14 protein-coding genes, 1 pseudogene and 1 other annotated feature are annotated in these 16,247 nt (G+C 32.6%); all 15 genes and pseudogenes read right to left on the minus strand.

Features of this window, described 5'->3' with window-relative positions; genetic code table 11:
- The coding region (locus tag IC213_RS19690; RefSeq protein ID WP_131072429.1) for a GTP-binding protein at positions 1-110 on the minus strand (110 nt) is incomplete at its 3' end.
- A 91-nt stretch (positions 111-201) separates the two neighbouring features.
- Positions 202-2,268, minus strand: a complete 2,067-nt coding sequence (gene fusA, locus IC213_RS19695; protein ID WP_227483636.1) for an elongation factor G — start codon at positions 2,266-2,268, stop codon at positions 202-204.
- Positions 2,269-2,316: 48 nt separating this feature from the next.
- Positions 2,317-2,787, minus strand: a complete 471-nt coding sequence (rpsG, locus tag IC213_RS19700) for a 30S ribosomal protein S7 (protein ID WP_227830409.1) — start codon at positions 2,785-2,787, stop codon at positions 2,317-2,319.
- 123 nt (positions 2,788-2,910) lie between these two features.
- The gene (rpsL, locus tag IC213_RS19705) at positions 2,911-3,333 is read right to left on the minus strand and encodes a 30S ribosomal protein S12 (protein WP_227863535.1); all 423 of its coding nucleotides are present in this window, start codon (positions 3,331-3,333) and stop codon (positions 2,911-2,913) included.
- Between the two features lie 287 nt (positions 3,334-3,620).
- Entirely contained in the window at positions 3,621-7,106 is a 3,486-nt protein-coding gene (gene rpoC, locus IC213_RS19710) for a DNA-directed RNA polymerase subunit beta' (RefSeq protein WP_227863536.1), read from the minus strand.
- A gap of 41 nt (positions 7,107-7,147) precedes the next feature.
- Positions 7,148-10,864: a DNA-directed RNA polymerase subunit beta gene (locus tag IC213_RS19715; RefSeq protein ID WP_227863537.1), complete on the minus strand. Its 3,717-nt coding sequence runs from the start codon at positions 10,862-10,864 to the stop codon at positions 7,148-7,150.
- A 462-nt stretch (positions 10,865-11,326) separates the two neighbouring features.
- On the minus strand, positions 11,327-12,115 hold the full coding sequence (locus tag IC213_RS19720) for an SDR family NAD(P)-dependent oxidoreductase (RefSeq protein WP_227437045.1): 789 nt from the start codon (positions 12,113-12,115) through the stop codon (positions 11,327-11,329).
- A 405-nt stretch (positions 12,116-12,520) separates the two neighbouring features.
- Positions 12,521-12,886 carry a 50S ribosomal protein L7/L12 gene (rplL, locus tag IC213_RS19725; protein WP_227863538.1) on the minus strand — a complete coding sequence of 122 codons (366 nt, stop codon included), beginning with the start codon at positions 12,884-12,886 and terminating at the stop codon, positions 12,521-12,523.
- Positions 12,887-12,944: 58 nt separating this feature from the next.
- Positions 12,945-13,451: a 50S ribosomal protein L10 gene (rplJ, locus tag IC213_RS19730; RefSeq protein WP_227437047.1), complete on the minus strand. Its 507-nt coding sequence runs from the start codon at positions 13,449-13,451 to the stop codon at positions 12,945-12,947.
- A gap of 42 nt (positions 13,452-13,493) precedes the next feature.
- Positions 13,494-13,622 (minus strand) — a sequence feature (ribosomal protein L10 leader region).
- Positions 13,623-13,673: 51 nt separating this feature from the next.
- Positions 13,674-14,372: a 50S ribosomal protein L1 gene (gene rplA / locus IC213_RS19735; protein ID WP_227437049.1), complete on the minus strand. Its 699-nt coding sequence runs from the start codon at positions 14,370-14,372 to the stop codon at positions 13,674-13,676.
- Positions 14,373-14,442: 70 nt separating this feature from the next.
- The gene (gene rplK, locus IC213_RS19740) at positions 14,443-14,868 is read right to left on the minus strand and encodes a 50S ribosomal protein L11 (RefSeq protein ID WP_054268674.1); all 426 of its coding nucleotides are present in this window, start codon (positions 14,866-14,868) and stop codon (positions 14,443-14,445) included.
- A 39-nt stretch (positions 14,869-14,907) separates the two neighbouring features.
- Positions 14,908-15,450 carry a transcription termination/antitermination protein NusG gene (gene nusG / locus IC213_RS19745; RefSeq protein WP_227437051.1) on the minus strand — a complete coding sequence of 181 codons (543 nt, stop codon included), beginning with the start codon at positions 15,448-15,450 and terminating at the stop codon, positions 14,908-14,910.
- Positions 15,451-15,469: 19 nt separating this feature from the next.
- On the minus strand, positions 15,470-15,691 hold the full coding sequence (gene secE / locus IC213_RS19750; protein ID WP_227437053.1) for a preprotein translocase subunit SecE: 222 nt from the start codon (positions 15,689-15,691) through the stop codon (positions 15,470-15,472).
- A 23-nt stretch (positions 15,692-15,714) separates the two neighbouring features.
- Positions 15,715-15,864 (minus strand): 50S ribosomal protein L33, encoded by a 150-nt coding sequence (gene rpmG / locus IC213_RS19755; RefSeq protein ID WP_003421192.1) that lies wholly within the window; start codon positions 15,862-15,864, stop codon positions 15,715-15,717.
- Between the two features lie 249 nt (positions 15,865-16,113).
- Positions 16,114-16,247: pseudogene (gene tuf / locus IC213_RS19760) on the minus strand (elongation factor Tu); the annotation flags it as partial.

The raw sequence follows: 16,247 nt of genomic DNA on the forward strand, positions 1-16,247 counted from the left end.
TATAATGTTTTTGTTATTGCTGCTGTTAATGTAGTTTTACCGTGGTCAACGTGTCCTATTGTCCCTATATTAACATGAGGTTTTGTTCTTTCGTATTTAGCTTTAGCCATTTTGAATTTCCTCCCTTTATCTTGTGCAAGACGAGACAAGTCTCGTCTTGCTGATTATTTTTTATATTTATATTATTAATTAATTTTTAAATTATTTTCCTTCAGCTATCTTTTTAGCAACTGAAGCTGGAACTTGTTCATAGTGATCGAATATCATTGTATAAGTTGCACGACCTTGAGTTGAAGATCTTAGGTCTGTAGAGTATCCAAACATTTCTGAAAGTGGAACAAATGCATTTATAACTTGTGCACCACTTCTTGCTTCCATTCCTTGGATTAATCCTCTTCTTGAGTTTAAGTCACCCATAACATCTCCCATGTAATCTTCTGGAGTAACAACTTCTACTTTAAAGTAAGGCTCTAAAAGAACTGCATTACCTTTCTTCATAGCATCTTTGAATGCCATTGAACCAGCCATCTTGAACGCCATTTCAGAAGAGTCAACTTCATGGTAAGAACCATCATATAACTCAACAGCAACGTCTACAACTGGATATCCAGCAACTATACCAGATTGCATAGCTCCTTGTATACCCATGTCAACTGGACCAACATATTCTTTTGGTACAGATCCACCAACAGTTTTGTTTGTGAATTTGTATCCTTCACCTGGCTCTTGAGGAGCAACTCTAATCTTAACGTGACCATATTGTCCTCTACCACCTGATTGCTTAGAGTACTTGTATTCAACATCAACTGGTTGAGTTATAGTTTCTCTATATGCAACTTGTGGAGCACCAACTTTAGCTTCTACTTTAAATTCTCTTAATAATCTATCTACTATTATCTCTAAGTGTAATTCACCCATACCAGATATTATAGTTTGTCCTGTTTCTTGGTCAGTTTTAACTGTGAAAGTTGGGTCTTCTTCAGCTAATTTTTGAAGAGCTATACCCATTTTTTCTTGAGCTGCTTTAGAACTTGGTTCTATAGCAACAGATATAACTGGCTCAGGGAATTCCATAGATTCAAGTATTATTGGATTAGCAGGATCACATAATGTGTCTCCAGTAGTAGTATCTTTTAATCCTACTGCTGCTGCTATATCTCCAGCATAAACTTTAGTTATTTCTTCTCTTGTATTGGCATGCATTTGTAGTATACGACCAATTCTTTCTCTCTTATTCTTAGTTGCATTTAAAACATAAGAACCAGATTCTAATGTTCCAGAGTAAACTCTGAAGAACGCTAGTTTTCCAACAAATGGGTCAGTCATTATTTTGAATGCTAATGCAGAGAATGGCTCTTCATCAGAAGAATGTCTTTCAGCTTCCTCTCCATCTTCCAATATACCTTTTATAGCTGATATATCAGTTGGTGCTGGTAAGTAATCTAAAACTGCATCTATTACTAACTGAACACCTTTGTTTCTATAAGCTGTACCACAGAAAACTGGGTTCATTTCACAAGCTATAGTAGCTTTTCTTATAGCAACTTTTAATTCATCTATAGTAGGTTCTTCACCTTCAAGATACTTCATCATTAACTCTTCATCAGTTTCAGCTACTGCTTCAACTAATTTTTCTCTCCACTCTGTAGCTAATTCTTTCATATCTTCTGGTATGTCTGTTTCTTCCATTTCAACACCTAAGTCGTCTTTGTATATAACAGCATCCATTTTTAATAAGTCTATTATACCTATAAATGAATCTTCTTTACCTATTGGTAATTGCATAGGAACTGCATTAGAATTTAATCTAGATTTCATCATGCTTACAACATTGTAGAAATCTGCACCTAATATATCCATTTTATTTACAAAAGCTATTCTAGGTACTCCATAAGTTTCAGCTTGTCTCCATACATTCTCAGATTGAGGTTCAACTCCACCTTTTGCACAGAATACAGCAACTGAACCGTCAAGAACTCTTAGAGATCTTTCAACTTCAACTGTGAAGTCCACGTGTCCAGGAGTATCTATTATATTTATTCTATGGTCTTTCCATGAAGCAGTAGTAGCGGCAGAAGTTATTGTTATACCTCTTTCCTTTTCTTGCTCCATCCAGTCCATTTGAGAAGCCCCTTCATGAGTTTCTCCTATCTTATGAGTTTGCCCAGTATAAAACAGGATTCTTTCTGTAGTAGTAGTTTTCCCTGCATCTATATGAGCCATGATTCCTATATTCCTAGTTCTTTCCAAAGGAAACTTTCTAGCCATGGTTATCCTCCTTATGATATCCTCAATTTTATAAGATATCTATATATCCTACCATCTATAATGAGCAAATGCTTTATTAGCTTCTGCCATTTTATGAGTATCTTCTTTTTTCTTAACTGAAGCTCCTGTGTTGTTAGCTGCGTCCATTATTTCTTTAGCTAATTTATCAACCATTCCTTTTTCTCCACGAGCTCTAGTATATTTTACTAACCATCTTAAACCTAATGTTTGTCTTCTTTCAGGTCTAACTTCGATTGGTACTTGGTAGTTTGCCCCACCAACTCTTCTTGCTTTTACTTCTAAAACAGGCATTATATTATCCATTGCCTTATTAAATACTTCTAAAGCATCTTCTCCTGTTTTTTCAGCAATAATTGTGAAAGCATCATAAACTATTGTTTGAGACTTTCCTTTTTTTCCGTCTACCATTAAATTATTTATCAATTTAGTAACTACCTTACTCCCATACATAGGATCTGGTAAAACTTCTCTCTTTGGAACATTACCTTTTCTTGGCATTTCGCTTCCCTCCTTAATTATTTAACTTAAATCATAGGTACTCGACATAAATCATTTAATGCCGTGATGCCATAAATATCTATATATTTAAAGCACCGAACTATAATCAATCATTAATTGTTTTTATTTTTTAACGTCCTTAGGTTTCTTAGCACCATACTTAGATCTTGATTGTCTTCTCTTATCAACACCTGCTGTATCTAAAGTACCTCTTAGTATATGGTATCTAACCCCTGGAAGGTCTTTTACTCTTCCGCCTCTTATAAGAACAACACTATGCTCTTGTAAGTTATGTCCTTCTCCTGGTATATAAGCAGAAACTTCTATACCATTAGTTAATCTAACTCTGGCAACTTTTCTTAAAGCTGAGTTAGGTTTCTTAGGAGTAACTGTTTTTACTGAAGTACAAACCCCTCTTTTTTGTGGAGCACTAGCGTCAGTTACTTTCTTGTTTAAAGAGTTGTAACCTTTTTGTAATGCTGGAGCAGTAGATTTCTTTTCAACTGCTTTTCTACTTTTACGAACTAATTGGTTAATTGTTGGCATCATCTGCACCTCCTTCCAAATTTTCGATCTTATCAGTGACCGCCAACTACATCAATATGAATACTCATACTGACTGATTGTAACATTTGTTACTTACAATTTAATGTCTATAACACATGAATATGTGATATTAGCATTTTTCTAGCTTGATGCTTTTAGTCCTTGTTTATTGCCATTTAAAAGTCACTAAGAGCTCATATAAGCCCTTAGTGTACTTTTAAACAACACACTTTACTATTTTAACACCACAAATAATGGTTGTCAAGATTTCTTTACTCTATCTGCCATTAATCTTCAATTTTTTCAACAGCTATATTTCTATATTTCTTCATTCCTGTTCCTGCTGGTATTAGTTTACCTAATATAACATTCTCTTTAAGCCCTATTAGGTGATCTTCTTTACCTTTTATTGCAGCTTCTGTTAATACTCTTGTTGTTTCCTGGAATGAAGCTGCTGATAAGAATGAATCAGTTGCAAGAGATGCTTTAGTTATACCAAGTAATACTCTTTTAGCAACTGCTGGTCTTAAGTCTTTAGCTATAGCTTCTTCGTTACATCTATTAAATGTTAATACATCTTCATATCCACCTGGTAATAAATCTGTATCTCCTGGGTCTTCAACTTTAACTTTAGATAGCATTTGTCTTACTATAACTTCTATATGCTTATCGTTAACATCAACCCCTTGAAGTCTATAAACCCTTTGAACCTCTTTAACTATATATTCTTGAACACCTTTAACACCTTTTACTCTTACTATATCATGAGGATTTATAAATCCTTGTGTTAAAGGATCTCCAGCTTCTAATATCTGTCCTTGCTTAACTTTTAATCTAGAACCATATGGTATCACATATGTTTGAGTTTCGCCTTCTTCTGGTATTACATTTACTTCTTTTCTCTTTCCAGTTTCATCTATTTCAACGCTACCAGATACTTCAGTTATTACAGCTAAACCTTTTGGTTTTCTAGCTTCAAATAATTCTTCAACCCTTGGAAGACCTTGAGTTATATCGGCTCCTGCAACCCCTCCAGTATGGAATGTACGCATTGTAAGCTGAGTACCCGGCTCACCTATAGATTGAGCGGCTATTATACCAACTGCTTCACCTATATTAACTTCTTTTCCTGTAGCTAAGTTTCTACCATAGCACTTAGAACAAACTCCATGATTAGTTTTACAGTTAAGAACTGTTCTTATCCTAATTTTTTCAATTCCTAAAGCTACTATAGTTTCTGCTTCATCTTCTTGTATCATAGCATCAGCTTCAACTATAACTTCACCAGTTTCAGGATTTAATATAGGGTCTATAGTATATCTTCCTACAATTCTATCATATATTTCTTCTATAACTTCATTTCCTTCTTTTATAGCATAAATTTCTGTAGTATCTTCTGTTCCACAATCTACTTCTCTTACAATAACATCTTGGCTTACATCAACAAGTCTTCTTGTTAAGTATCCTGATTCAGCTGTACGTATAGCTGTATCGGCAAGACCTTTTCTAGCACCATGTGAAGATGTAAAGTATTCAAGTACTGATAAACCTTCACGGAAATTAGATTTAACTGGTATCTCAACTGTTTTACCAGATGCATTGGCCATAAGACCACGCATACCTGCTAGCTGTCTAATTTGGTTTTTAGAACCTCTGGCTCCTGAATGTGCCATTATATATATATTGTTTAATCTATCTAGTCCACCCATAAGAGCATCAGTAACCTTATCAGTTGTTTCTGTCCATGTCTCTATAACTTTTTCATATCTTTCTTCATTAGATATTAAACCTCTTCTGTATGCTTTTTCATATTTATCAACTTTTTCTTCTGCCTCAGCTATAAATACTTTCTTTTCTTCTGGAACACTCATATCAGCAACAGCAACTGTTATACCACCTAATGTAGAATATTTAAATCCTAGAGATTTTATATAATCTAGTAATTCCGCTGTTTCTGTATTTCCATGTTTTCTAAAGCACTTATCTATTATTTTACCTAGAGATTTTTTATCTGCTAAGAAGTCAACTTCTAGAGCAAATGGGTTTTCATTTCTATCTACAAATCCTAAATCTTGAGGTATACTTTCATTAAATATAAATCTACCAACTGTACTTTCAACTAATGAGCTTCTTCCATCTTCAAGAGTTACCTTTAGTTTTACTAAGGCATGTAGATGAACTGATTTATTGTAATAAGCAAGTAATAGTTCATTAAAATCTTTAAATACCATTCCTGTTCCTTTAGCATCATCTTGTGCTTCTATTGTTAGATAATAACAACCTAAAACCATATCCTGAGATGGAGTAGTTATAGGAGAACCATCTTTAGGAGCAAGAATGTTGTTTACAGAAAGCATTAAAAATCTTGCTTCTGCTTGTGCTTCTACTGATAAAGGTACATGAACCGCCATTTGGTCACCATCGAAGTCTGCATTGTAAGCTGTACATACAAGAGGATGTAGCTTTATAGCTTTACCTTCAACCAAGATTGGTTCAAATGCTTGTATACCTAATCTATGTAGAGTCGGTGCACGGTTAAGAAGAACTGGATGGCTTTTTATAACATCTTCTAAAACATCCCAAACTTCTGGCTTAACTTTTTCTACTATAGATTTTGCACTTTTTATATTATGTGCATATCCTTCTTTAACTAGTTTATCCATAACAAATGGCTTGAATAATTCTAATGCCATTTGCTTTGGAAGACCACATTGATAGAATTTAAGTTCTGGTCCAACAACTATAACAGAACGTCCTGAGTAGTCAACACGCTTACCAAGTAAGTTTTGACGGAAACGACCTTGTTTACCCTTTAACATATCTGATAAAGACTTAAGTGGTCTATTTCCAGGTCCTGTTACAGGTCTACCTCTTCTACCATTATCTATTAATGCGTCAACTGCTTCTTGAAGCATTCTCTTTTCATTTCTTACAATTATATCTGGAGCTCCAAGCTCTAGTAATCTCTTAAGTCTATTATTTCTGTTTATAACTCTTCTATATAAATCATTTAAGTCTGAAGTTGCAAATCTTCCACCATCAAGTTGTACCATTGGTCTTAAATCTGGTGGTATTACTGGTATTGCATCTAAAATCATCCATTCTGGTTTATTCCCAGATTTTTTAAATGCTTCTACAACTTCTAATCTTCTTATTGTTCTAACTTTCTTTTGTCCTGTACTGTCTTTTAATTCCGCTCTTAGGTCTTTGCTTTGTTGCTCTAAATCTATGTTTTGTAACAATATCTTTACAGCTTCAGCACCCATACCTACAGTAAAAGTATATCCATATTTTTCAAGAGCAGTTCTATACTCTTTTTCTGTCAATAACTGCTTCTCATTCAATCCAGTTTCTCCTGGATCAACTACCACATATGAAGCAAAGTATAGTATTTTTTCCAATGATCTTGGTGACATATCAAGTAAAAGTCCCATTCTACTTGGTATACCTTTAAAGTACCAGATGTGAGACATAGGAGCTGCTAGCTCTATATGTCCCATTCTTTCTCTTCTTACTTTGGATTTAGTTACTTCTACTCCACATCTATCACAAACTACACCTTTGTATCTAACTCTTCTATATTTACCACAATGACACTCCCAGTCTTTTTGTGGTCCAAATATTCTTTCACAGAAAAGACCATCTTTTTCTGGTTTTAAAGTACGGTAATTTATAGTTTCTGGCTTTTTAACTTCTCCTCTAGACCATTGTCTTATTTTTTCTGGAGAAGCCAATGCTATTTTTATCGACTCGAAATTGTTTAATTCAAACAAGGAGTTCTCTCCCTTCTATTTGAGATTTACATTAATTAAATTTACACATCAAAGTCATCACCAACAAAGTCTATTTCTTCTTCAAATAAATCTTCTTCAGCAAATTCTTCTAAATTCTCTATATCCTCATCTTCTACGGTTTCCGTAAAATCATCTTCAATTTCTTCTATTATATTACTTTCTTCAACTTCTCCCATGTTATTTACAACATCTAGTTCAAATTCACCTATTGTGTCATCTTCATCTACAGATTCTCTTACTTCTATTTCTTGATCTTCATCTGTTAATACTTTTACATCTAAGCATAAACTTTGAAGTTCTTTTATAAGAACCTTAAATGATTCTGGGATTCCTGGCTCAGGTATGTTTTCACCTTTAACTATAGCTTCGTAAGTTCTAACACGACCTACAACATCATCAGACTTGACAGTAAGTATTTCTTGAAGTATATGAGCAGCTCCATATGCTTCTAGAGCCCAAACCTCCATCTCTCCAAATCTTTGTCCACCAAATTGTGCTTTACCACCTAGTGGCTGTTGAGTAACTAATGAGTATGGTCCAGTACTTCTTGCATGTAGTTTTTCATCAACTAAATGATGTAGTTTTAAGTAGTACATATATCCAACAGTTATCCTATTATCAAAAGTTTCACCTGTTCTACCATCATATAAAGTTAATTTACCATCTCTAGAATATCCAGCTTCTTCAAGAGCATCCATTATATCATACTCATTGGCACCATCAAATACTGATGTTGCAACATACCATCCTAAAGTCTTAGCAGCAAGTCCTAAATGAACCTCTAAAACCTGACCGATGTTCATACGTGATGGTATACCTTGTGGGTTAAGTATTATATCTAGTGGAGTTCCATTTTCCATGAATGGCATATCTTCTTCTGGTAATATTCTTGAGATGACCCCTTTATTACCATGACGACCAGCCATTTTATCTCCAACTTTTATTTTTCTCTTTTTAGCTATATAACATCTTACTAATTCATTTACTCCTGGAGATAAATCATCTCCATTTTCTCTAGTAAATACTTTTACATCAACTATTATACCAGATTCACCATGAGGTACTTTAAGTGAAGTATCTCTAACTTCTCTAGCCTTTTCACCAAATATTGCACGAAGTAATCTTTCCTCAGCAGTAAGTTCAGTTTCCCCTTTTGGAGTTACTTTACCAACTAGTATATCTCCTGAATCTACTTCTGCACCTATTCTTATTATACCTCTGTCATCTAAGTTCTTAATTGCACTATCTCCAACATTAGGTATATCTCTAGTTATTTCCTCTGGCCCTAGTTTTGTATCTCTAGCTTCACATTCATATTCTTCTATATGAATTGTTGATAATCTATCTTCTTTAACTAATCTTTCATTTATTAATATGGCATCTTCGTAGTTATAACCTTCCCAAGTCATGAATGCTATAAGACAGTTTCTTCCAAGTGCTACTTCTCCTAAATCAGTTGCTGGACCGTCTGCTATAACATCTCCTTGCACTATTTGCTCACCTTTAGTTATTATAGGTGTTTGATTTATACAAGTACCTGAGTTTGAACGTTTAAACTTAAGTAGATTATATCTATCTCTGTTTCCATCTTCTCTTTTTATAATTATCTCATCTGCTGTCACTCTTTCTGCTATACCAGAATTTCTAGCAACAACAACTGCTCCAGAGTCTTTTGCAGCTCTATATTCTATACCAGTTCCTATAATTGGTGCTTCTCTTCTAACTAGAGGCACTGCCTGACGTTGCATGTTCGCTCCCATAAGGGCACGGTTGGCATCATCATTTTCTAAGAAAGGTATCATAGCAGTGGCAACAGATACAACCTGCTTAGGAGATATATCCATGTAATCTACTCTGCTTTCAGGAACCATTTCAACAGCACCATTTACAGTTCTACAAACAACTCTATGGTTTACGAATTTACCATTGTCTGTTAATGGCTCATTTGCCTGAGCTCTTACGAATAAATCTTCTTCATCAGCAGTTAAATAATGTATCTCATCAGTAACTGTTGATGTTACTTTATCAAATTTTCTATATGGTGATTCTATAAATCCAAACTCATTTATTTTTGCATAAGTTCCAAGAGAGTTTATAAGACCGATATTTGGCCCTTCTGGAGTCTCTATCGGACACATTCTACCGTAGTGTGAATGGTGAACGTCACGCACTTCGAATCCAGCTCTTTCTCTTGAAAGACCTCCAGGTCCAAGAGCTGATAGTCTTCTTTTATGTGTTAACTCAGATAAAGGATTTGTTTGGTCCATGAACTGAGATAACTGAGAACTACCAAAGAATTCTTTTATTGCAGCTGAAACTGGTCTTATGTTAACTAACGCTTGAGGCGTTATAGCTTCCATATCTTGAACTGTCATTCTTTCTTTTATGACTCTTTCCATTCTTGAAAGACCAATTCTAACTTGGTTTTGTAATAATTCTCCTACAGATCTTATTCTTCTATTTCCTAAATGGTCTATATCATCAATGTTTCCTATATTATAGAAGATATTGAATTCATAACTTATTGAAGCTATTATATCGTCTAATAATATATGTTTTGGTATAAGTTCTTTAATTCTTGATTTTATAGCTTCTTTTATTTCTTCTTCATCACTATATCCATCTAAAATTTCTTTTAATGTTGGATAATGCACTTTTTCTTTTATGTTTAAATCATCTATGTCAAAATCAATATGAGACTTAATGTCTACAAAATTATTTCCTATAACTCTAACTTTCTTATCATCATCCATTAATAGATTTACTACATTTATACCTGCATTTTGTATATCTTTAGCTAACTCATAGCTTATTTTTTCTCCAGCTTTTACAAATACTTCTCCTGTTTCAGGATTTATTATGTCTTCTGCTGAAATTCTATTCATAATTCTATAGCATAAAGCAAGCTTTTTATTAAATTTGTATCTACCAACTTTTGCTAAATCATATCTCTTTGGATCAAAGAATAAAGCATTTAGTAAAGATGATGCACTTTCTACAGTAGGTGGTTCACCTGGTCTTAATTTTTTATATATCTCAACAAGACCTTCCTCTACTGTCTTAGTATTATCTTTTTCTAATGTGGCAGATAATCTTTCGTCTTCTCCTAAAAGGTCAATTATTTCTGCATCTGTCCCTATTCCTAAAGCTCTAAGTAAAACTGTAACTGGTTGTTTTCTTGTTCTATCAACTCTTACAGATATTACATCGTTAGAATCTGTTTCATATTCTAACCATGCTCCTCTATTAGGAATTACAGTAGATGAAATTAATCTCTTACCTGTTTTGTCTCTCTCTTCCGCATAGTAAACACCAGGAGATCTAACTAATTGACTTACGATAACTCTTTCTGCCCCATTTATAACGAAAGTTCCTCTTTCTGTCATTAAAGGGAAGTCACCCATAAATACTTCTTGTTCTTTTATTTCACCTGTTTCTTTATTTATAAGTCTTACCTTAACTTTTAGAGGTGCACAATATGTAGCATCTCTCTCTTTACACTCTTCTATATCGTACTTTGGTTTATCGTCTAAAGAGTAGTCAACAAATTCCAATATAAGATTACCAGTATAATCTTCTATTGGTGAAATATCATCAAACACTTCTTTTAAACCTTCTTTTAAAAACCACTCATAGGAATCTACTTGAATTTCTATAAGATTTGGCACATCAGCTATTTCCTTAATTTTAGAAAAGCTCATTCTAGTTCTTTTACCTATCGTGACAGGATGTGGCATTCACTTTTCACCTCTCAATAATTAAAAATAAAACAATAGTTCATTCTAACGCATCTAATAATTTTAGCATAATGTCAAGTATTTTTCAATATATTTTTTATCTTATATGTAAACTATGCATTATTTTTGATTTTTTGTAAATTATTTTAAGCATATATTATGTATTATGTACAATTCTCCAATATAAAATCCAATTTTTTCATTTATCGGTTTAATTTTCTAGAAAAAGTTACATTCTAATACCATACCCATATTTAATTATAATTTCATAAATAAGTACTAGTAAATAATTATATTTATACAAAAGCTGTTAAATATACAAAATAAAGACCATAAATGAATTTAATCTGGAGTTTTAAATCTTAAACTATTTCCATCATAAATTATATCTACAGTCTTTATAAAAATAGAATTTCTACTATAATTAAGTTTTTTATTTTTACTAATATATTAGTAATATAATTATCCTAATATATTATCTGCAAACTGTGGCGTAGGTAAACCAAATCCTCCAGCTACTTCAAGTAAGTCTCCTGTTATAAAGGATGAATCATCACTAGCATAGAATAAAACAGCTTTTGCTATGTCTTCTGGTTTCCCTATACGATTTAAAGGAACATGCTTTAGGAACTCCTTTATGAATTCTGGAGACATATTATCTAAAGCAGCTTTGGTTGCAATAAGGCCTGGAAGTACAGCATTACATCTAACATTGTCTTTTGCATATTGTGTTGCTATATTTTGAGTTAATGAGTTGATTGCTGATTTTGATACACAATAAGCTATTCTAGATAGGTCAGGCAATACTGAACCTATACTAGATATATTTATTATACTTCCCTTGCCATTCTTTATCATATGAGGAATAGCAGCTTTACATGGTAAATATACACTTTTTAAATTAGTATTTACTGTATCAAAGAAATTATCTGTATCTCCAGTTAAAAGGTCTTTATCAAGTGAGGGATTTGTCGAACCAAAATTATTTACAAGTATATCTATCTTACCTTCTTTTTTAACTACATCTTCTATCATTGAAGTAAACGTTTCTTCTTCACGAGCATTAAAATAAACAAACTTAGCACACCCGCCTTCTGCACTTATTCTGTCTATAACTTCATTAGCCAATTCTTCTGAACGAGCTGCTAAATATACAACTGCTCCATTTTGTGCCAATATTTCAGCTGATGCTAATCCAATACCTTTAGTTGCTGCAGTAACCACTGCAACTTTACCTTGTAATTTTTCCATTATTAACTCCTCCTTAAATGCATTTCTTAAAATCTACATATTTCGATTTTTAGAAGTATTTCACTCATTTTAAATTTGTATTTGTTAATTAATTATTTATTACATTTTATTTTTAAAGTATTTTTGTAAATTTTTAAAACAATGTGTAGTTTTATATAATTTGTCTTTTATTATATCACCTTATATATGCACATTACAATAATTGTTTATATTTTAATTTAACATCTGTATTTAACATAGTAAAAACATATTCTTTAATAGTATTAAATTAAAATCTCATTACAAACTATATGATACCCTTAATTTAATACTATTATATAAATTTTTTTTATTTTATAGAAATATTCTATTCACAATTTTTTATAAATAAAAAAAGATACCCAAATGGGTATCTTTTTAAAGAAACTACTTAACTTCTACTTTAGCTCCAGCAGCTTCTAATTTTTCTTTTATTTGATCAGCTTCTTCTTTAGAAGCTCCTTCTTTAACTGTCTTAGGAGCATTGTCAACTACTTCTTTAGCTTCTTTTAATCCTAATCCTGTTATTTCTCTAACTGCTTTTATAACTCCAACTTTTGAAGAACCAACCTCAGCTAATACTACATCAAACTCAGTTTTTTCTTCAGCAGCTGGTCCACCAGCAACTGCACCAGCTACCATTACTGGAGCTGAAGCTGATACGCCGAATTTTTCTTCAGCAGCTTTAACTAATTCATTTAATTCTAAAACTTTCATATTTTCTATAGCTTCTAATATTTGTTCTATTGTCATTTTTAGCACCTCCGAATTTTCTTTTCAAATTAATATTTATAATTTTTTAGTTAAGCAATTAAGCTTCTTCTTGACCTTCTGCCTTTTTCGCTATTGCATCTATTAAGTATGCAAAGTTTGATATTGGAGCTTTTAAGCTACCAAGTAATTTAGCGATAAGAACTTCTCTTGATGGTATGTTAGCCATTTCAACAATCTTAGCTTCGTCATAGAATACACCTTCTACAACACCCATCTTTAATTTCATCTTTGGATGAGAATCCATGAATCCTTTTAATATTCTAGCTGGAGCAACTGGATCATCATATCCAAATGCTATAGCATTAGTACCAATTAATAATTCTTCATTGAATTGCTCTATACCAACTTCTTTAGCTGCTCTTCTAACTAAAGTATTTTTATATACTTTGTAATCTACACCAGCTTCTCTCATTTGTTTTCTTAACTCAGTTACTTCTTCAACTGTTAACCCTTTGTAATCAACAACAACGGCAGCAGAAGATTTTTGTAACTTTTCAACTATTTCAGAAACAACTTCTGATTTAATTTCTATAGCTTTTCTCATCTAGATGTGCACCTCCTTCACCAAATAGGCTTAGTATTTACCGCAACATTATAAAAAGCTTTTGTTGCCAAAAGTAGACATCAAAAGCTTTAGTAATCTCAATTTATCTAAAACCTCGGTGGGATATTAAGCTTTCGCACCCACTATCTACGGCAAATCTATTCTTTTTTACATTGACAAATGATATGATAACATTTTTGTCAACCTGTGTCAACAGTTTTATTATTCAGCTGTTCTTGCTGGGTTTATTTTAACTCCAGGTCCCATTGAAGAAGCTACAGTTATACTTCTTAAATATTGTCCTTTAGCAGCAGCTGGTTTAGCTTTTATTATAGCATCCATTAATGCAGCAAAGTTTTCAGATAATTTTTCTCCACCAAATGATACTTTTCCTACTGGAACGTGTATTATGTTAGTTTTGTCTAATCTGTATTCAACTTTACCAGCTTTTATTTCATCTATAGCTTTAGCTACATCAAATGTAACTGTTCCTGATTTAGGGTTTGGCATTAAACCTTTTGGTCCTAATACTCTACCTAATCTACCTACTACACCCATCATGTCTGGAGTAGCAACTACTATATCAAAATCAAACCAGTTTTCACCTTGTATTTTTTGAACTAATTCTTCAGCTCCTACAAAATCAGCACCAGCTTGTTCAGCTTCCTTAGCTTTTTCACCTTTAGCAAAAACTAAAACTCTTTTAGTTTTACCAGTTCCGTGAGGTAATACAACTGCACCTCTTACTTGTTGATCAGCATGTCTTGAGTCAACACCTAATTTAATGTGTGCTTCTACTGTTTCGTCAAATTTAGCTCCAGCTATATCTGAAACTAATGTTAATGCTTCTGATGCATCATAGAACTTAGTTCTATCTACTTTTTGTAATGCACCTGCATATCTTTTACCTTTTTTAGCCATTTTATTTTCCTCCTTGTGGTTAATCTCGGCTTTTCGCCTCCCACTTTATAAAAAAAAGTGTATCTTTTAATTAGTCTTCTACTACAACACCCATGCTTCTAGCAGTACCAGCTATCATACTCATAGCAGCTTCTACTGATGCAGCATTTAAGTCAGGCATTTTTAATTCAGCTATTTCTCTTACTTGAGCTGAAGTTATTTTAGCAACTTTCTTTTTGTTTGGTTCTCCAGAACCTGATTTTAAGTTTAATGCTTTTTTAATTAAAACTGCAGCTGGTGGAGTTTTTGTTATAAAACTGAATGATCTATCTTGATATACAGTTATAACAACTGGTATTATCATTCCAGCTTGATCTGCAGTTTTAGCATTAAATTCTTTTGTGAATCCCATTATATTAACACCATGTTGTCCTAATGCTGGTCCAACTGGTGGCGCTGGAGTAGCCTTTCCTGCAGGTATTTGTAATTTTATTTGACCTATAACTTTTTTAGCCATTTTGAGCGCACCTCCTCAGATTTTTCTATAATAATAGTATTAGATTTTTTCTATACCTTCAAGCTCTATTACAAATAGAGTCCTTTTACCAAATGCATTTATGCATACTTTAACTTCTCTGTTTTCTAAGTCAATTTCTTCTATGTTTCCTACTTGTCCACTAAATGGTCCTTGAGATACCTTTACTGTATCTCCTATTTCAAAGTCAATATCACTATTTACTACTTTAGGTTCAGTTGTATCTATACCCATAGCTTTAACTTCTTCTTCACTTAATGGTACTGGTTTTGAACCAGGTCCAACGAAACCTGTAACTCCCTTAGTATTTCTTACTACATACCAAGATTCATCAGTTATTATCATTTTAACCAAAACATAACTTGGATAAACTTTACGTTGTCTAGTTTTTTCTTTTCCAGTTTTAGTAGTTTCCACTACCTCTTCTGTTGGAACAACTACTTGTCTTATGCAGTCTTCCATACTTCTTGTTTTAACTGCTTTTTCTATTGTAGCTTTAACTTTATTTTCATGTCCCGAATAAGTATGAACTACATACCAACTTGCTTCTTGTAATTCTGACATTTAACTTACCTCTTTTCGTCTATTTTAGTAATAACGCTAGTGCACCAGATAATATAGTGTCTATACCCCATACTAATATAGTGCATGAAATAACTACAGTTAAAACTATACCTGTGTTTTTAAACAATTCTTTTTTTGTCGGCCATGTAACTCTTTTCAATTCTTGTTTAGTTTCTTTTAAATAACCAAATAAACTGAATCTCTTTTTAGTTTTTGCACCGTCATTTGTTTGGGCAGCCATTCCATACTCACATCCTTATAAAACTATTTTGTTTCTTTATGAGTTGTATGCTTTTTACAGAATCTACAATATTTTTGTAATTCTATTCTGTCTGGATTATTTTTCTTATTCTTAGTAGTGTTGTAGTTTCTTTGCTTACACTCTGTACATGCTAAAGTTACTTTAACTCTCATCTGATACACCTCCAACTTTGTAATACAATAATATATATTGTTAATATATGTGAATATAATATCTTTAAAATATGTATTTATTAAAAATCTACAGTATTTAAGATATTATTAACTTCCTATAATCATTACCTTGTATAAGTTATCACAAAATCCTATGCTGTGTCAATGTTTTTGTATTTCTATGTTAAAAAAAGAGGAGCATAACCCCTCTTTTTATTATTCTTTAATCCATCAGTTTAGTAATAAGAATTACTCTATTATTGTAGCAACAACTCCTGAAGCTACTGTTCTTCCACCTTCTCTTATTGAGAATCTTAATCCTTCTTCTACAACTATTGAATTTATTAAGTCTACTTCCATTGTTACGTTATCTCCAGGCATTA

The sequence above is a fragment of the Clostridioides sp. ES-S-0049-02 genome, assembly GCF_020658465.1.
Classification (GTDB): domain Bacteria; phylum Bacillota; class Clostridia; order Peptostreptococcales; family Peptostreptococcaceae; genus Clostridioides.